This window comes from Actinomadura fulvescens (assembly GCF_039533225.1).
GTDB lineage: Bacteria > Actinomycetota > Actinomycetes > Streptosporangiales > Streptosporangiaceae > Spirillospora > Spirillospora fulvescens.
Genome location: NZ_BAAATD010000011.1, coordinates 175,844 through 193,267, shown reverse-complemented (window position 1 = coordinate 193,267; position 17,424 = coordinate 175,844). Strand labels below are relative to the sequence as shown.

Annotated in this window: 14 protein-coding genes; 6 read left to right on the top strand and 8 right to left on the bottom strand. The window is 70.8% G+C overall.

The window, feature by feature from the left end; genetic code table 11:
- Window positions 1-77 precede the first annotated feature (77 nt).
- The 3 genes from ABD333_RS34600 to ABD333_RS34590 all read right to left on the bottom strand — a co-directional run bounded on the left by ABD333_RS34600 (window position 78) and on the right by ABD333_RS34590 (window position 3,707).
- Window positions 78-1,313, bottom strand: coding sequence for an acyltransferase family protein (locus tag ABD333_RS34600; protein ID WP_344546763.1), 1,236 nt, complete (start codon window positions 1,311-1,313; stop codon window positions 78-80).
- A 17-nt stretch (window positions 1,314-1,330) separates the two neighbouring features.
- Entirely contained in the window at window positions 1,331-2,755 is a 1,425-nt protein-coding gene (locus ABD333_RS34595; RefSeq protein ID WP_344546762.1) for an LCP family protein, read from the bottom strand.
- Window positions 2,756-2,819: 64 nt separating this feature from the next.
- Complete coding sequence (locus tag ABD333_RS34590) at window positions 2,820-3,707, bottom strand: TIGR03089 family protein (protein ID WP_344546761.1); 888 nt, start codon at window positions 3,705-3,707, stop codon at window positions 2,820-2,822.
- A gap of 147 nt (window positions 3,708-3,854) precedes the next feature.
- Between ABD333_RS34590 and ABD333_RS34585 the strand changes: the two genes are divergently transcribed.
- The 3 genes from ABD333_RS34585 (at window position 3,855) to ABD333_RS34575 (ending at window position 8,061) form a co-directional block, all read left to right on the top strand.
- Window positions 3,855-5,963: a hypothetical protein gene (locus tag ABD333_RS34585; protein WP_344546760.1), complete on the top strand. Its 2,109-nt coding sequence runs from the start codon at window positions 3,855-3,857 to the stop codon at window positions 5,961-5,963.
- An 81-nt stretch (window positions 5,964-6,044) separates the two neighbouring features.
- Entirely contained in the window at window positions 6,045-6,956 is a 912-nt protein-coding gene (locus ABD333_RS34580) for a glycosyltransferase family 2 protein (RefSeq protein ID WP_344546759.1), read from the top strand.
- Window positions 6,957-6,969: 13 nt separating this feature from the next.
- On the top strand, window positions 6,970-8,061 hold the full coding sequence (locus ABD333_RS34575; protein ID WP_344546758.1) for a glycosyltransferase family 4 protein: 1,092 nt from the start codon (window positions 6,970-6,972) through the stop codon (window positions 8,059-8,061).
- Here the strand turns inward: ABD333_RS34575 and trxA are convergent.
- Both trxA and ABD333_RS34565 read right to left on the bottom strand, forming a co-directional pair.
- Window positions 8,036-8,359, bottom strand: a complete 324-nt coding sequence (gene trxA / locus ABD333_RS34570; protein WP_344546757.1) for a thioredoxin — start codon at window positions 8,357-8,359, stop codon at window positions 8,036-8,038. The two genes, ABD333_RS34575 and trxA, sit on opposite strands and share 26 nt — an antisense overlap.
- A gap of 2 nt (window positions 8,360-8,361) precedes the next feature.
- Window positions 8,362-9,354: a lysylphosphatidylglycerol synthase transmembrane domain-containing protein gene (locus ABD333_RS34565; protein WP_344546756.1), complete on the bottom strand. Its 993-nt coding sequence runs from the start codon at window positions 9,352-9,354 to the stop codon at window positions 8,362-8,364.
- A 92-nt stretch (window positions 9,355-9,446) separates the two neighbouring features.
- Here ABD333_RS34565 and ABD333_RS34560 point away from each other — a divergent pair, with 92 nt between their 5' ends.
- The 3 genes from ABD333_RS34560 to manB all read left to right on the top strand — a co-directional run bounded on the left by ABD333_RS34560 (window position 9,447) and on the right by manB (window position 12,554).
- On the top strand, window positions 9,447-10,154 hold the full coding sequence (locus tag ABD333_RS34560; protein WP_344546755.1) for a class I SAM-dependent methyltransferase: 708 nt from the start codon (window positions 9,447-9,449) through the stop codon (window positions 10,152-10,154).
- Window positions 10,155-10,306: 152 nt separating this feature from the next.
- On the top strand, window positions 10,307-11,440 hold the full coding sequence (locus ABD333_RS34555) for a glycosyltransferase family 4 protein (protein WP_344546754.1): 1,134 nt from the start codon (window positions 10,307-10,309) through the stop codon (window positions 11,438-11,440).
- A gap of 46 nt (window positions 11,441-11,486) precedes the next feature.
- Window positions 11,487-12,554, top strand: a complete 1,068-nt coding sequence (gene manB / locus ABD333_RS34550; RefSeq protein WP_344546753.1) for a mannose-1-phosphate guanylyltransferase — start codon at window positions 11,487-11,489, stop codon at window positions 12,552-12,554.
- A gap of 78 nt (window positions 12,555-12,632) precedes the next feature.
- On the opposite strand, the gene ABD333_RS34545 is transcribed toward manB, so the two are convergent.
- From ABD333_RS34545 to ABD333_RS34535, 3 genes are all read right to left on the bottom strand, one after another.
- A complete protein-coding gene (locus ABD333_RS34545; RefSeq protein ID WP_344546752.1) occupies window positions 12,633-15,194 on the bottom strand; it encodes a bifunctional FO biosynthesis protein CofGH in 2,562 nt (853 codons plus the stop codon).
- A gap of 89 nt (window positions 15,195-15,283) precedes the next feature.
- Window positions 15,284-16,243 carry a LysR family transcriptional regulator gene (locus tag ABD333_RS34540; protein WP_344546751.1) on the bottom strand — a complete coding sequence of 320 codons (960 nt, stop codon included), beginning with the start codon at window positions 16,241-16,243 and terminating at the stop codon, window positions 15,284-15,286.
- Between the two features lie 260 nt (window positions 16,244-16,503).
- A complete protein-coding gene (locus tag ABD333_RS34535) occupies window positions 16,504-17,382 on the bottom strand; it encodes a DNA-3-methyladenine glycosylase family protein (RefSeq protein WP_344546750.1) in 879 nt (292 codons plus the stop codon).
- Window positions 17,383-17,424 lie beyond the last annotated feature (42 nt).

Sequence of the window (17,424 nt, the reverse complement as noted above, 5' to 3'; positions counted from 1 at the left end):
GTTCTCCTCGGTATGCGCCGGCGGGAGGCAGACGCTCATATACGTATAGACGCGTGACCCTGCGGCCGGGACGACGACTATCTTCCGAATCTCGAAGGATATCCAGCCTGTTCGTGACCGGTCGTGCTTTCGATCTTACTGCCCGTCGCGGAGGCGGCGCGGGCCCGGCCGCCGGGCCGCTTGAGCGGGGTGAACGCCCAGGTCATCTTGGGTTCGAGGGCCCAGCTCATGCAGCGCACGACGGGCGGGCTGCACAGGAGCGTGCCGACGACCAGCGCCCCGGCGATGACGACCAGCACGCCGGGGGTGGTCGCCATCCAGTCGAGCTTCCACCAGCCGGCGAAGCTCAGCAGCCGCGTCACGAAGCCGTGCAGCAGGTAGGCGTAGAGCGTCGCGGCGCCCAGTGAGGTGAACCACATCCGGCGCCGCGGCACGATCGCCAGGAACGCGAACAGCAGCACGGTCGCGCAGGCGAACATCGCGAGCCGCATGACGCTGCCGGTCACGTTGTCGACGTTGAAGTGCGAGTGGGGGTCGCGCCAGTAGACCCAGCCCTTGGACATCCGGTCCATGGCCAGGTACGCGGCGGCGAGCCCGGCGCCCAGCACGGCGAACCCGGCGACCCGGGCCTTCGACTTCTTGATCAGCTCGAAGTGCTCGGGCTTGAGCATCAGGCCGAGCACGTAGAACGGCAGCAGCCCGATGACCCGGTGGATGTTGAACGTGCCGCCGAGCTCGCTCATGTACGACAGCAGCGAGAAGCCCATCGCCACCGCCAGCGGCCAGCGGATCTGCTGCCAGACAGGCGTGGAGAGCCGCCACAGGAACAGCGCGCACAGGAACCACGTCAGGTAGTACGGCTTGAGCAGGCTGATCTCCAGCTCGTTGCGCCCGACCAGCCAGTCGTAGGTCGAGTAGGCGAACTCGAACACCACGTACGGCACGCCCACGTTCGTGATCAGCTTGCGCGCCTTGCCGCCGGCGAACGTCCAGTTCCGCGAGAAGTAGCCGGTGATCACGATGAACAGCGGCATGTGGAACATGTAGATGAACAGGTACAGGCCCTTGGCCAGCGGGACGTGCATGAGTCCCGCGATGGCGTGGCCGACCACGACCAGGAGGATCGCCAGGAACTTGGCGTTGTCGAAGAACGGGTCGCGTTCCTTGCGGGCGGGAGCGGGAGCGGCGGTGGCGGCCGGATCGGCGGTGGGGGCCGGCCCGGCGGCCGGAACGGACCCGGCGGCGGGAGCGGGCTCGGCGTTGGCCCCGGCGGCGGGCTGGGGTACGGCAGAGGGCCTGGCGGTGTAGGTCATTGATATCCCGGGGTGGGTCAGCTCCCCTTGCAGATGTCGTCGGTCGCGCGGATCTCCCCCTGCTGCTTGGGGATACCGGCCTTAACACTCTTGAGAGCGGTCCAGTCCTTGCCGACCACGAGGTCGACGACGCCGGGGCTGCCGCCGCTGGTGCGGGCGGCCGGCTTGGGCCCGCCGGGCACCAGCTTGGCGAGGAAGGAGGCCTGCTGGTCGGCACCGGAGCCGTACAGCACCTTGGTCGTCGCCGCGCTGCCGCTGTTGCCGCCGAGACTGGCGTGGAAGCCCTGGGCCTCCAGCGCGGTGATGACCCGCCCGGCCTGGCCCTCGATCCCGCTGGCGTTGTAGACCCGCACCCGCACCTGGCTTGGAGAGATCTTGGACGTGCCCGCCTTGGGCTCGCTCGCCACGGTCTTGTCGTTGCGCACCGCGGTGAAGAAGCTGGTGGCGGTGGGCTGGGTGAGCGCCACCCGGTTGGGGTCGGCCGGGTCGGGGCCGGACGGCACCGTGACGAAGCGCAGCTTGCCGGAGGTCATGCCCTGCATGCCCTGCGCGATCTGCATCATCACCCGGGGCGTCAGGTCCTCGTCGGTGGTCAGCGACTTGGTGGCCGCGTTCATCAGCGAGAGCAGCTTGCTCGGGTTGCTCAGCACGCCGGCGCTGAGCGCCTTGTTGGCGAGCGAGCCCATGAACTTCTGCTGCCGCTTGATGCGGTCGGTGTCGGAGCCGTCGCCCAGGCCGTGCCGCACGCGCACGTAGGCCAGCGCGGTCTCGCCCTTGATGGTGTGCTTGCCCTTGCCCAGCTTGAGCCGGGACTGCCGGTCGTTGACGGCCTTGGGCAGGCACACCTCGACGCCGCCGACGGCATTGGTGATCGCCTTGAAGCCGTTGAAGTCGACCTGCATGAAGTGGTCGATCTTGATGTTGGAGATGCCCTCGATCGTCTTGATGACGCAGGAGGCGCCGCCGTTGGTGAACGCGGAGTTGATCTGCCCCCGGCTCGTCGCGGGCGTCGTGCCGTTCTTGGTCTTGCAGGACGGGATCGGGATCATCAGGTCGCGCGGGAAGCTGATGCCCATGGCCTGGCCGCCGCCGGGCGACAGGTGGAGCAGGATCATGGTGTCCGAGCGCGGCGGCTCGTTCTTCATGCTCCGGCCGTACTTGGCGTTGCCGCCGGCGCGGGTGTCCGACCCGAGGAGCAGGATGTTGAGCGCGTTGTTGAGCTTCTTCGGCCGGTTGGGGCCGACGTTGGCGTTCACGTCCTCGCGCGCGACGTTGCCCATCGTCTTGTAGTAGACGCCGTACGCGGCGAGGCTGCCCGCGACCATGACGGCGGACAGGCCGACCGACACCCATCCGAGGATGCGCCAGCCACGTCGCTCCGGCGCCGGTCCGCTGGGATCGGCGTCGTCGACGTACTCCATGTACATGGGGTTGCTGTTCATCGGCTCCGTGGGTGGGGGCGGGCCCGCGCTCTCAGGGGGTCGGGAAACAGAGACAGAGACTAGGTCAGGTGAGCCGGCGCACGGACCCGGATGCGTCATTCCATCCGGGCACACCGGCCACCACGGTCACATGTTCCAGCCTCACTCGTCGATCTAGGGCGTCTTTGTGGAAGTTTCGTTGGATTATGACGGAAGCACCCGAGGCTAGTGGTGCAAGCAGGCCAGTCAGAAGCCCGTCAAGTGTGGCGAACGACATGTCAACCAAGACCCTGTCGTGCCCGTCCAGGCCCCATTTCGCGGCGGCCGCACGTGCCTCACGCACCAGTTCCGCCCCACTGAATGTGGTCTTTGTCACAGTGCCTGTGGGTGCGTCCGTAGCCGTGATCAGCGTGACCGCGGGCGACTCCGGCGTCACGTCCGGGCCGGGAACGAACCGGTCTCCGTAGGCGCGGACCTCCACCGCGTAGTCGACCACCCCGCCGGGGGAGTCGGTGAGCGGACCGCCCAGCGCGTGCAGCGACAGCCCGATGATCTCTTCGGCCTCCCGGTCGTCGACCACGTCTCCCAGCACCTCCTCGGCGGCCGCCAGGAGGTACGGCCCGGAGCCCCCGGCCGGTTCGCCGGAGCGGACGTCCTCCGGGTCGACCACCTCGACGTGGAGGCCCGCGGACCAGCAGGCCATCAGCCACACCGCGCTCTGCCAGTGCGGCGGCAGCGCCAGCACGGCGCGCCCGCCCGCCTCCGCGGCCAGCCCGTCGACCAGCAGGTTGGCCGTCTTGGCCACCCAGTTGTCGAACGTCCGGGCCGACAGCTCGACGCGTTCGCCGCTCTTGTCGTCGTAGAAGGTCACCAGGGGGCGCGACGGGTCGGCCGTGACGCGCCGCCGGAGCAGGTCCGCGGGGCCGCGTTCGGGACCCCCGTCACGTCCCAGGTCGGATCCGAGATCAGGCATGGGCCAGACAGTACGCCGGGTGCCGCGCCGCCGTTCCGCCCGCCCGCAGGAAGGGCCCGACTCGCCACCCGATCACGGTAGGGCGGTGCTCAGGACCGCTACGCTCCGCATCGACGAACGACGAGACCGGGGTGGCGAGACATAGCCATGGGGGCGCAACAGAGCGGAACGACGAGCGCGGGCCGCCTGCTCGCCAGGATCAGCGTGGCCCCGGCCCTGCTGGTCGTAGCGTGGCTGATGGTGTCGTTGCCGTTGCTGCTGGCCGGCATGTTCCGGCCTGGCCCGGCGATCGCGATGTTCGTGCCGGTCGCCGCCGTCGTCGTCTGGCTGGGCCTGCGCGACCGCCCGGCGGACCAGGACAAGGCGGGCTCGGGCTCGGGCTCGCCGGAACGAGCGGACCCGGCGGACCGGGGCGTGCCGGTGCCCTGGTGGGTGACCGGCGCGGTGCTGGCGATCGCGCTGGCCTTCCTGGTCCTGCAGATGATCATGTGCTCGGAGCAGGTCATCGTCCGGCGTGACCCGGCCTCGTACGTGCAGTTCGCCACCTGGCTGAACGACCACGGCTCCCTGCCGATCCCGCAGACGCACTGGGCGTTCGGCGGCGGCGACCCGGCGCTGGAGTACCAGAGCCCGGCCTTCTACCAGCGCGGCGACGTGATCTGGCCCCAGTTCATGGCCGGGCTGCCGATGATCCTGGCGCTCGGCGGCTGGATCGGCGGCACCCCCGCCCTGCTGGCCATGGCGCCCCTGCTCGGCGCGTGCGCCGTGCTGGCCTTCGCGGGGCTCACCGCCCGGCTGGTGGGTCCGCGATGGGCCCCGGCCGGTGCCCTCTTCCTCGCGCTGACGCTGCCCATGCTGTGGATCTCCCGCTCCACGTTCAGCGAACTGCCCGCGCTGATCCTGCTGCTCGGCGGCCTGTGCCTGATGTACGACGTGCGCGCCGAAGCCACCCGGGGCCTGCCGCGGTCGGCACGGGTCAAGGCCTTCCTGGCCGGGCTGTCACTGGGGCTGATCGTGCTGGTGCGGATCGACGGGCTGCGCGACGTGCTGCCGGTGGTGGTGATCGCCGGGCTCCTGATCGCGCGCCGCCGCCGGACCGGCGTGCCGCTGATCCTCGGCCTGGCCATCGGCGTCGGCGCGGGCCTGATCGAGGGCTTCACGCTGTCGCGCCCCTACCTGGACTACCTGCACGCCTCGGTCGATCCGCTCCTGCTCGGCACCGCCGTCCTGGTCGCGCTGACCGCCGTCATGGTCGTCGCGCTGCGCGCGCCGCGCAGCGGGGAGCGGCTCCGGCGGCTCGGCGCGCGGATCTCGGCCGGCCGGCTGCCGGACGCGGCCGCGGTGCTGACCGTGCTGGTGATGATCGCGCTGGCCGTCCGGCCGCACGTGCAGACGGTGCGGCGGGTGCCGACCAACGACGACGACAGGCTCAACGCCCAGTTCATCGAGGCGACGCAGAAGCTCGCCGGACTGCCGCTCGACGGCACCCGGCAGTACTCCGAGCTCTCCCTCTACTGGGTGACCTGGTACCTCGGCATCCCGGCGGTCCTGCTCGCCACGTTCGGCGCCGCCCTGCTGGCGCGCCGCCTGCTGCGGCGCCGCTCCCCGGAGTGGCTGCTGCCGTACGCGGTGATCGTCTTCACCACGCTGCAGGTGCTGTGGAGGCCGGGCATCACCCCCGACCACCCGTGGGCGACCCGGCGCCTGATCGGCGTGGTGATCCCCGGCCTGCTGCTCTTCGCGGTCTGGGGACTGGCCTGGACGTTCCGGCGGGTACGGAGGGTCGGGTACGGGCGGCACGTCACCAACGCCGCGGCGATCACCGGGGTGCTCATGCTGGCGGTGCCCATCGCGATCGCGTCCGGGAAGTTCATGTTCACCAGGGTCGACCAGGGCGAGGTCGCGGCGGTGCGCGGGATGTGCGAGAAGTTCGGCCCGGGCCGTTCGATCGTGGTGGTCGAGCGCGTCACCGCCGACCGTTTCCTGCAGGTGATCCGCAGCATGTGCGGCCTGCCCGCCGCGCGCACCGTGGAGCGGGCGCGGCCCGCCGACGTCTGGCGGGTGGTCGGCCGGATCCAGGCAGCCGGCCGGCGGCCGGTGATCCTCGGCGCCGAGGCCGGGCAGGTGGCGCTCTACGGCACGCCCACCAAGATCGTGGAGTTGCGGACGCGCCAGGACGAGCGCACGCTCGTGGACGCGCCGGACGGCTCCTGGACGTTCAACGTCAACGTCTGGATGTCCGAACCCTCCCGGTAGGGGGCTGGAAACGTCCTCTGGGGCCGCTCCCCGGCAGGACACGGCCTCGCGAGGTGCTCAGGGCGAGTATTCTCGCCGTGCGTGAGTACCCAGCCCACCGACAGTGCCGTGCACGTCACGATCGTGCTGCCGTGTTACAACGAGCAGGATCACGTCATCGACGAGGTCGAGCGCATCTGCAAGGCGATGGACGGCAGCGGCAAGAGCTACGAGCTGCTGGCCGTCGACGACTGCTCGACCGACGCGACGCTGGCCCGGCTGGAGGAGGCCGCGCCGCGCTTCCCCAACATGCGGATCATCCCGTTCCACCACAACAGCGGCTCCGGCACGGTGCGGCGCATCGGCACCCAGCAGGCGCGCGGCGAGATCGTCGTGTGGACCGACGCCGACATGACCTACCCCAACGAGCGCATCCCCGAGCTGGTCGAGATCCTCGACACCGACCCCTCGGTCGACCAGGTGGTCGGCGCGCGCAAAAGCGAGGAGGGCACGCACAAGCTCCTGCGGGTGCCCGCCAAGTGGTTCATCCGCAAGGTCGCCGAGCGGCTCACCAACACCAGGATCCCCGACCTCAACTCGGGGCTGCGTGCGTTCCGCCGCCAGGTGTCGCTGCCCTACCTGCGGCTGCTGCCGCCAGGGTTCTCCTGCGTCACGACGATCACCATCGCGTTCCTGTCGAACCAGCACGACGTGCGGTACGTGCCGATCGACTACTTCAAGCGGGCGGGCAAGTCCAAGTTCCACTTCACCAAGGACGCCTACCGATACATCCTGCAGGTGCTGCGGATGGTCATGTACTTCAACCCGCTCAAGGTGCTGATGCCGCCGGCGCTGTGGCTGCTGGTGATCGGGCTGGTCAAGGGCGTGTTCGACATGGTCGTGCACTTCGGCTACTTCGCCAACAACACCGTGATGATCTTCATCACCGGCATGCTCATCGCCTCGCTGGCGTTGCTGGCCGACCTCATCGTCCGTTCGCGCAACGACACCTAGGCGGCGGCCTCCCATGCGGATCGCGATCATCGGCCCGGCGTTCCCCTACAAGGGCGGCGGCGCGCACCACACCACCGAGCTGGCGCACCGGCTCGCCGCGGCGGGCCACGACGTCGCCATCGAGTCGTGGCGCGCCCAGTACCCCGCGTGCCTCTATCCGGGACAGCAGACGATCTCCGAGCCGGAGGGCGAACCGTTCCCCGGCACCCGGCACGAGCTCGACTGGCGCCGCCCGGACGGCTGGTGGCGCACCGGCCGGTCGCTGCGCGCGTACGACCTGGTGGTGCTGGCCGTCCTCAGCCCCGTGCAGGTCCCGTCGTATCTGGGGATTCTCGCGGGCCTCCGGCGTAGGACGCCGGTGGTGGCCCTGTGCCACAACGTGCTGCCGCACGAGCGCAAGGCGTACGACCGGCCGTTGATGAAAGCGCTGCTGCGCCGCGTGGACGGCGTTCTCGTGCATTCGGAGCAGCAGGCCGAGCTGGCGCGGGGGCTGACGGGCCACCCTGTACGGGTCGCCGAGATGCCCGCTCACCTGCCGACCCCTGCGAGCGGCGGCGCCGAACGCGCGGCAGGGGTGCGCAACCGGCTGTTGTTCTTCGGGATCGTCCGGCCTTACAAGGGCTTGGACGTGCTGCTGCGGGCGCTGGCGGCCGGTCCTGAGGACGTGTCGCTCACCGTGGCGGGGGAGTTCTGGGGCGGCCTCGACGAGACCGAACGGCTGATCTCCGAGCTCAAGCTGACGGGACGGGTCGAGCTGCGGCCGGGATACGTTCCGGCGGCCGACGTGCCGGGCCTGTTCGAGGCGGCGGACGCCCTCGTGCTGCCCTACCGCGCCGCCACGGCCTCACAGAACGTGTGGATGGCCTACGAACACGGGGTGCCGGTCATCGCCACCCGCGTCGGCGGATTCGCCGACCAGATCCGCGACGGCGTCGACGGCCTCGTGTGCGAGCCGGACGACGTGGGCTCGCTGGCCGACGCCCTCAAGCGCTTCTACGCGACGGGCGAGCCAGAGAGGCTCCGGGAGGGCGTCCGCCCGGTCGACCACGAGCCTCTCTGGACCGCCTACCTCGGCACGCTCACAGGTGCTCGTCGATCAGCTTGAGCAGCGCCCGCTTGGGCTTGGCGCCGACGATCTGCTGGACGACCTCGCCGTTCTTGTAGAGGTTCAGCGTGGGCAGGCCCATCACGCCCTGCGAGGCCATGGCGCCCGGGTTGGCGTCGGTGTCGAGCTTGGCGATCGTGAGCCTGCCGGCGTACTCCTCGGCGATCTCCTCCAGCACGGGCGCGATCATCTTGCACGGACCGCACCATTCCGCCCAGAAGTCCACCAGGACCGGGGTCTCACTCTTCAGCACCTGCTCTTCGAACGTGGCGTCGGTGATGGTAATCGGCGCGGTCACGGTCACTCCTTATTCGGCTGCGTACCCGTGACAAGTGTGCCGGGTGCCGGTTCATTCCCGTCGCCCGGGACACGCCGTGCCGTCGCCTTGGGCGGCCGGCCGCCGATGAGCACGGCGAGCCCGGCGTTCACCAGGTCGGCCAGCGTCAGCAGCACGCGCGACGCGAGCGCGACCACGATCGGCGCGCCCGCGGGCAGCGCCGGCGTCAGTACCAGCACCATGGCCGCCTCGCGGGCGCCGATCCCGCCGGGCGCGATGAACACCAGGAACCCGGCGACGAAGGCCAGCGCGTAGGCGCCCACGGCCAGGAACGGCAGGCCGCGCCCGTCACCGCCCACCGCCGCGCACAGCGACCACAGGTGCACGCCGAAGAACATCCAGCCCAGCACCGCCCAGAACGCCCCGAGCAACGTCTCGGGCAGGCTCACCGCATGTTCGAGCGGTGGCCGCCGGACGAGCCTGAGCAGCGTGTTCAGCCCCCAGGTGACGATCTTCGGGTGCAGGCCGGCCAGGACCACCGGGGTCAGCAGGAACAGCCACCAGTACCGGTCGCGGGCGGCCGCCGAGGTCAGCGGCAGCGTGCTCGCGGCGATCGCCAGCCCGGTCGCCTGCGAGGCGGCCATGGCGAGCAGCGTGGAGCCGAAGCTGCGCGCCCGCGGCACGTCGTACTCGCGGGCGAGCTCCATCTGCGTGACGAGCGCCCAGACCTTGCCCGGGACGTACTTGCCGAGCTGCGAGATCGACGAGATCCGGTACATGGCCTTGACCGGGAGCGGTGAGCCGAGACCGGCGAGGAAGACCCGCCAGCTCAGCGTCCACGCGAAGAGCCCGGCGAGTCCCGCCGCGAACGCGCCGAGCAGCGTGACGGCCGACATCTGCTCGAACGCGCGCACCGTGGCGTCCCACTGGTCGATCAGGCTGTACGCGCAGAAGCCCAGCGCGAGCAGCACGAGCAGCACCCGCCCGATCCGCATCGCCACGGCCTTGGAAATCACCTGCCAAGGGTAGGCCAGCCCACCGCGCGACCGGCGTCATCGCGGGCACACCGGCCGGGTCCACCGGCAGGGCCGCTCTAGAGTGGTCGGCGATGAAACTTTCGGATGTGGTCGCGTTCATGGGGCACCAGGTGCACGTCTGCCGGTACCGCGAGGCAGGGACGCTGCTGGCCTGGATGGGACGGAACCTCGACGGCAAGCGGGTCCTCGACGTCGCGGGCGGCGACGGCTACTGGGCCGGGCAGGCGCGCAAACGCGGGGCGCACGCCGTGTCGATCGACCTCGCGCGCAAGAAGATGCTGTACGGCCGGACGCTCGCGCACCCGCCCGCGCTGATCGAGTGCGACGCGCTGCGGCTGCCGTTCGGCGAGGGCTCGTTCGACGCGATCCTCTCGGTCTGCGCGATCGAGCACTTCGACGACGGCGGCCGGTCCCTCGACGAGATGGCACGCGTGCTGAGGCCGGGCGGCGAGATCTTCATGTCGGCGGACGTGCTGAGCCGCGCCGACGCGTGGCCCAAGCTGCGCGACGCGCACAAGGCCAAGTACCACGTCCAGCACACCTACACGCACGAGACGCTGGGCAAGCTGATGGACGAGCGCGGCCTCGACCTGGTCCGCCACTCCTACCAGTTCCGGACCCCGGCGGCCGAGCGGCTCTACCTGTCGCTGTCGACGTACGGCGGCAGGGTCGGCTTCAACGCCGCCGCCCCGCTCGCGCCGCTGGTCGCCCTCACCGACCGCCGGGCGCCCAACGAACGCGGCAGCATCGTCCTGATCCACGCCCGCAAGCGCGCCTGAACGTCCCGGCGGTTTTCCCCGGATCTCACAAGCGATGTTGAGCCGTGTTGGAGCGCCGGTCTGACTTCCGCTGGGGCACGATCGGCGTAGGCTCTGAAGAGGCGGGGGTGATCCCTGCCACGCCGCGAGAACGGGACATCAAAGGGGGCAACGTGGCGCCTCGGATCCTCGTCGATGCCACGGCCGTACCCGCCGACCGCGGCGGGCTCGGCCGTTACTGTGACGGGCTGCTCGTCGCGCTGGACCGGCTCGGCGCCGACCTGGCGATCGCCTGCCAGCGCGCGGACGAGCAGCGCTACGGCAAGCTGGTGCCCAACGCACGGATCGTGGCGGGCCCGGCCGCCCTGGCGCACCGCGACTCCCGGCTGGCGTGGGAGCAGACCGGACTGCCGTACGTGGCGCAGCAGGTCGCCGCCGACGTCATCCACCTGCCCGCCTACATCCTGCCGACCCGGGCCGGGCGCCCGACCGTCGTCACCATCCACGACGTGACGGTGTTCGCCGAGCCGGAGATCCACGACCCGGTGCGGTCGACCTACATCAAGTCCGCGACCCGTACCGCCGCGCGGCGCGCCACCCGCATGATCGCCCCGTCCCGGGCCACCCGCGACGAGCTGGTGCGGCTGCTGGGCGCCGACCCCGCGCACATCGACGTGGCCTACCACGGCGTCGACCACGACGTGTTCCGCCGGCCCGACGAGGTCGAGATCAAGAAGGTGTCGGACCGGCTCGGCCTGCACGGCCGCTCCTACATCGCCTATCTCGGGGCTTTGGAACCGCGAAAGAACGTCCCCAACCTGATCCGCGGCTGGGTCCGAGCGGTGTCGGACCACCCCGATCCGCCCGCGCTGGTGCTGGCCGGCAGCGGCGGCTGGGACGACGAGGTCGACGCGGCGCTCGCGACGGTCCCGCTCCAGCTGAAGGTCGTCCGTCCCGGTTACCTGGCCTGGCCCATGCTGCCCGGTTTCTTCGGCGGGGCGCTGGCCGTGGCGCTGCCCAGCCGGGGGGAGGGCTTCGGACTGCCCGTGCTGGAGGCGATGGCCTGCGGCGCGCCGGTCCTGACCACGCGGCGCGGCCCGCTGCCCGAGGTCGGCGGCGAGGCCGTGGCCTACACCGAGCCGGACGCCTGGGACATCTGCCGCGCGCTCTCCGCCCTGATCGAGGATCCGGCCGGCCGCCGGACGCTCGCCGACGCCGCCTACGAACGGTCGCAGCAGTTCAGCTGGGAGGCGTCGGCGAAGGCGCACATGGCCTCGTTCGAACGAGCCGTCGCGTCACCCCGGTAGCCGCCCGACCAGTAGGCTCGGGCCTCGGACCATGCGAAGGAGGCTTGTGGAAGCGATTCTTCTGGTCGGGGGCCAGGGAACCCGGCTGCGACCTTTGACGATCTCCACCCCCAAACCGCTGCTTCCCACGGCCGGGGTGGCCTTCCTCGCCCACCAGCTCGCCCGCGCGCGGGCGGCCGGAGTCGACCGCATCGTGTTCGCGACCTCGTACCGCGCGGAGATGTTCGAGGCCGCGTTCGGCACCGGCGCGCACGGCGTCGACCTCGCCTACGTCAGCGAGGAGGAGCCGCTCGGCACCGGCGGCGCCATCCGCAACGCGGCCCGCGCGCTGACCTGCGGTCCCGACGAGCCTGTGCTGATCCTCAACGGCGACATCCTGTCAGGCCACGACGTGTCCGCCCAGGTCGAGCTGCACGAGAAGGCCGCCGCCGCCGCGACGCTCCACCTGACCAGGGTCGACGACCCCTCCCGCTTCGGTTGCGTGCCGACCGATCCGGACGGCCGCGTCACCGCGTTCCTGGAGAAGACCCCGCACCCGGTGACCGACCAGATCAACGCGGGCTGCTACGTCTTCCGCCGCTCGGCGATCGACACCATCCCCGAGGACGAGGTCGTCTCCGTCGAGCGCGAGACCTTCCCCTCCCTCATCTCCTCCGGCGCCATGGTCATGGGCTACGTCGAGACGGCCTACTGGCTCGACGTCGGCACCCCGCAGGCGTTCGTCCAGGGCTCCTGCGACCTGGTCCTCGGCCGGATCGCCTCGGCCGCGATGCCGGGCGACCCCGGCGAGAGCCTCGCGCTCGACGGCGCGATCGTGTCTCCCGGCGCCGTCGTCCGCGGCGGCACCACCATCGGCCGCGGCGCCGAGATCGAGGCGGGCGCCACCGTGATCGGCAGCGTCCTGCAGGACGGCGCGTTCGTCGCCGAAGGCGCGACCGTCCGCGACTCGGTCGTCGGCCGCGGCGCCCGCGTCGGCCCCGGCGCGGTCCTCGACGGCGTCATCCTCGGCGACGGCGCCCTGGTCGGCCCCGGCAACGAACTGCGCGACGGCCTGCGCCTATGGCCCGGCATCGCCCTCCCCCCCACCGCCGTCCGCTTCAGCACCGATGCCTGACGTCAGATGGGTACCGGTTCGACGGCTCTGGATCGGAGGAGAGAGGCTCCCCACGCGATAGCGGGGAGCCTCTCTCATTCAGCTTCCGACGAGTGGCAGCGAGAGGCCTCGGCCGAAGTGGCCTACGCCGTCGGTTTTGCGGGCGGCCTCGATGCGTTCAGGGGAGGGGCGGCCGTATTCGGTCGTGCGTTGGACGGCGGGCCGTCCTGCGGCGGCGGCGATGGCCTCCAGCGAGCTGATGGTCTTGAACGAGCCGTTCTCCGAGCCCGCCATCCGGCTGATGGTCTCCTCCATCAGCGTTCCGCCGAGGTCGTTGACGCCGCCTTGCAGGACCCGGGTCGCCACCTCGTCGCCCAGCTTCACCCATGAGGTCTGGATGTTGTGGATGGCGCCGTGCAGCAGGATCCGGGCCAGCGCGTGGACGGCGAGGTTCTCCCGTACCGTCGGCCCCGGTCGTGCCAGACCGGCCAGGTAGATGGGCGAGTTGTGGTGCACGAACGGGAGAAGCACGAACTCGGTGAACCCGCCCGTCCGCTCCTGCAGTGAACGCAGCAGCTTGAGGTGCGCGACCCAGTGCGAGGGCGTGTCGACGTGCCCGTACATCATCGTCGAGGTGGTCGGGAGGCCGACCTCGTGCGCGGTGGTGACGACCTCGATCCACTGCTCGGTCGGCAGCTTGCCCTTGGTGAGCACCCACCGGACCTCGTCGTCGAGGATCTCCGCGGCCGTGCCGGGCAGCGAGTCGACACCGGCGGCCTTGGCCTCCTGTAGCCACTCCCGTACCGACAGGTCGGTGCGGGAGGCGCCGTTGACCACTTCCATCGGGCTGTAGGAGTGGAGGTGGATCTCCGGAGCCCGCTTCTTGACCTCGCGTGCGAGGTCGAAGTAGGCGGTGCCGGGCAGGTCGGGGTGGATGCCGCCCTGCATGCAGATCTCGGTGGCGCCCGCGGCCCACGCCTGGTCGACCCGGTCGCCGACCTGCTCCAGCGACAGCGTGTAGGCGTCCGCGTCGGTCCGGCGCTGGGCGAACGCGCAGAACCGGCAGCCCGTGTAACAGACGTTCGTGAAGTTGATGTTGCGCGTCACCACATAGGTGACGTCGTCGCCGACCGCGTCCTTCCGCAGCCCATCGGCCAGCCTGGTCAGCGCCTCCAGTTCGGGACCGTCCGCGTGAAGGAGGGCCAGCGCCTCATCGTCGCTGAGCCCGGCCGGATCGGCCTCCGCACGCGCCAGCGCCGCCTTGATGTCGGCGTCGAAACGCTGCGGCGCCGACATGCGGTCCTTGAGCGCGTCCCAGTCGCCGTAGACCTCGTCGAAGTCGTCCCGCCGGTCACTCGTCCGCCCGGTCGTGTCGATCTCGACGTGGAGCTCGGTGCGCCCGAACGCCTCGAAACCCCCGTCCGGCTCCTGCCAGGGCCGCCCTTCCGGAATCTTCTCCTCATCGGCGAGCCCGGTGGAGGCCTCGGCCAGCGCCGCGACATGCCCCATCATCCGAGGGTCGAGCCAGGGCTCGCCGCGCTTCACGTACTCGGGATAGACCGGCAGCCGTTCCCTCAGCGTGAAGCCCAGCTCCGCCGTCCTGGCCGTCAGCTCGTCGATCTGCGGCCACGGCTTTTCGGGGTTCACGTGGTCGATGGTGACCGGCGAGACCCCGCCCCAGTCGTCGATCCCCGCCCGGAGCATCAACGCGAACTCGCCGCCCACCAGGTTGGGCGGCGCCTGAATGCGCGCCTTGGATCCGAGCACCAGCCGCGCCACCGCGATGGTGGCCGCGAGCTCCTCCGGCCCGGCGTCCGGCGTGGCCCGCATCTTGGTGTCGGGCTTGGCGCGGAAGTTCTGGACGATGACCTCCTGGATCGCCCCGTACTCCCGCATCGTCTTCCTGATGGCGAAAATCGACTCGGCCCGCTCCTGGAGCGTCTCGCCGATCCCGATCAGGATGCCCGTGGTGAACGGCGTGTTGGTCCGCCCGGCGTCCTCCAGCACGCGCAGCCTGACCGCGGGGTCCTTGTCGGGCGACCCGAAGTGCGGCCCGCCCCGCTCACTGAACAACCGCGTCGCCGTCGTCTCCAGCATCATCCCCATGGACGCCGAGACCGGCTTGAGCCGCTGGAAGTCGCGCCAGCTCATCACCCCGGGATTCAGGTGCGGCAGCAATCCCGTCTCTTCCAGCACCCGGATCGCCATCGCCCGCACGTACGAGATCGTGTCGTCGTAGCCGTGCGCGTCGAGCCATTCCCGCGCCGGCTTCCACCGGTCCTCGGGCTTGTCGCCGAGCGTGAACAGCGCCTCCTTGCACCCCAGCGCCGCGCCCTGCCGCGCGATCTCCACGACCTCGTCCGGGCTCAGGTAGGGAGCGTCCAGCTTGTGCGGCACCGTGGCGAACGTGCAGTAACCACATCGATCCCGGCACAGCCGGGTCAACGGGATGAACACGCCCCGGCTGTAGGTGATGATGCCGGGCCGTCCCGCGGCCTCCAGCCCGGAGTCGCGCACGCGCGCCGCGTACGTCAGCAGATCGTCGAGCCGCGCGCCCCGCGCGTGCAGCAGAGTGGTGGCCTCGGAAACATCGAGCGTCTTGCCGTCCCGCGCACGAGCCAACGCCCGGCGAAGCGCGGAGTCCGTCACACCAGCGTCCATGCCCGCACTCTATGCCAAACGTCATATTGTGCGTCCAGGCGCCCCTGCCCGTCGGCTACAGCCCGCGCACGCTCTCCCGTATTCCCTTGCTACCCGTGATCCGCTTGCCGCCCCTGACCGCGGATGAGGCTGGGGCGGGCTTCGACCAGGGTGTCGGCGGAGTGGCGGAGGGCCTCCATCACGGCGCGGACGGAGGGGCGCAGCCCGGTGCCCGCCCGGGTCCACATCACCATGCGGCGCAGGACGTCGGCCTCCGCGATCTCGCGTACGACGATGCCGGGCTCGCGTTCGGCGAGGGCCAGGTCGGGAACGAACGCGACGGCGCCGTGAGTGATCATCGCGAAGATGAGCAGGATGTCGTTGGAGCGGTGGCGGATGTCCGGACGGAAGCCCGCCACGTCCACGCAGGTGCGCTCCAGCAGGTCGGAGTGATTGGTGCCGACGTGGCCCGTCGCCCAGGCGGCGGTGGAGAGGTCGGCAAGGCGGACCGGGGCGCCGGACACGGCGAGGGGATGTTTCTCGGGGAGGGCGATCCGCATGTGCTCGGTGATGAGCGCCTCGGCGGTCAGCTCCGAACGGATGGGCCGGGGGAGGTGCGAGTACTCGTCGGTCAGGACGATGTCGATGTCCTGGAGGATGAGGGACTGCAGGACCCGGCTGAGCTCCTCGTCCAGGACGTCCACGCACAGGTCGGGGTAGTCGGCCTTGAGCGCCGGCAGCGCGGGGGCCAGGACGTGGAGGAGGGCCGTTTGGAAGCCGACGACCTTGACGGTGCCCGCTACGCGGCCGCCGGCGGCGACGGTGGCCTCTTCGGCGCGCTGGGCCTGGGCGAGCAGTGACTCGGCGTGCTGGGCGAGGATCTCGCCGGCGGCGGTGAGGCGAAGGCGGCGGCCCACCTTTTCGACCAGGGGGACGCGCACGTCCTTCTGCAGCTGGGCGAGTTGCTGGGAGACGGCCGAGGGGCTGTAGCCGAGGGCGTCGGCGACGGCTCCTACGGTCCCGCGTTGTTTGAGCTCGCGAAGTATCCGCAACCTGGCCAGATCCAACATAGTGAAGAGATTCTTACACATTCCATGCAGAAATGGTCGCTGGACCTGAAGGTTCCGGCAGGTCAGACTGGAGGCACACCGCGCGGGAACGTCCCCCGAGCCCCGGCCAGGGCTCATCCATCACGACCCAAAGGACAGTCCCATGCTCGCTTTCGTGATCTTCTTCGCCGCACTCGCCGTGCTGGGCCCGCTCTTCGGCTCCGACTCCCGTGACGGGCTCGACTGGGCCCGCGACAACTTCTGGATGCGGCGCAGGCAGGCTAGAAGTGGCGGTAGTCACGCACGGCCAGGCGCGGCCCGCGTCTCGGGGGCCCGGCACCGGACGATCCCAGCAGCCGGGTGACCCGGTACCGATGCCCCGCGTACGGCTCCAGTAGTTCGAGCATCCCGTCGTCGTCGACCTTACGGCCGGTGAAAGCCCAGCCCACGATCCCGGGCAGGTGGTAGTCGCCGACCGAGACGGCGTCGGGATCTCCGAGCGCCCGCTGCCTGATCTCCGCGGCCGTCCAGACCCCGATGCCCGGGAGCGAACGCAGCTTGCGTTCGGTGGGATCGGCCTCCAGGCGGGCCGCCACCCGGGCGGCGCCGATGATCGTACGTGCCCGTACCGCCTCCGCACCTGAGCGGTGCCACTCCCACGACGGGATGCGCGCCCACACCTCAGGCGGCGGGGGCACTCGCATGTCCGGGGCGCCGGGAGCGGGCGCGCCGAACCGCCGCAGCAGATAGCGCCAGGCCCGGAAGGCCTCCAGGCCCAGGACCTTCTGCTCCAGCACGGCGGGCACGAGCGCCTCGAAGACCCGGTTCGTACGGCTGATCCGCAGGCCGGGGCTCCGCCCGATCAGGTCGCGGAGCAGCGGGTGGTCGGGCACGAAGTCCTCGGGGGTGTCCCGGGCGCCGAGGAGATCGGGGAGCCCGTCGAGGAGCCAGGCGGCTCCCGGTCCCCAGGCGGCCGCGTGGATGACGGCGCCGGAGTCGCGCAGGGCGAGCGTTCCGGGGCCGTCCGGAGTGAACGAGGCGCGCCGGATCGTGCCGTCGCGATCGATCTGGAACGCGGGATCGCCGTGGCCCCGGCGGTGCGGCGCCAGCGCCCGCCGCACGTCCACCGGCCAGGGCGGCCGCCACTCTCGTTCCAACATCGCATCGCAAGTGTGCCACCGCCGGGGGAGCGGACACGCCCG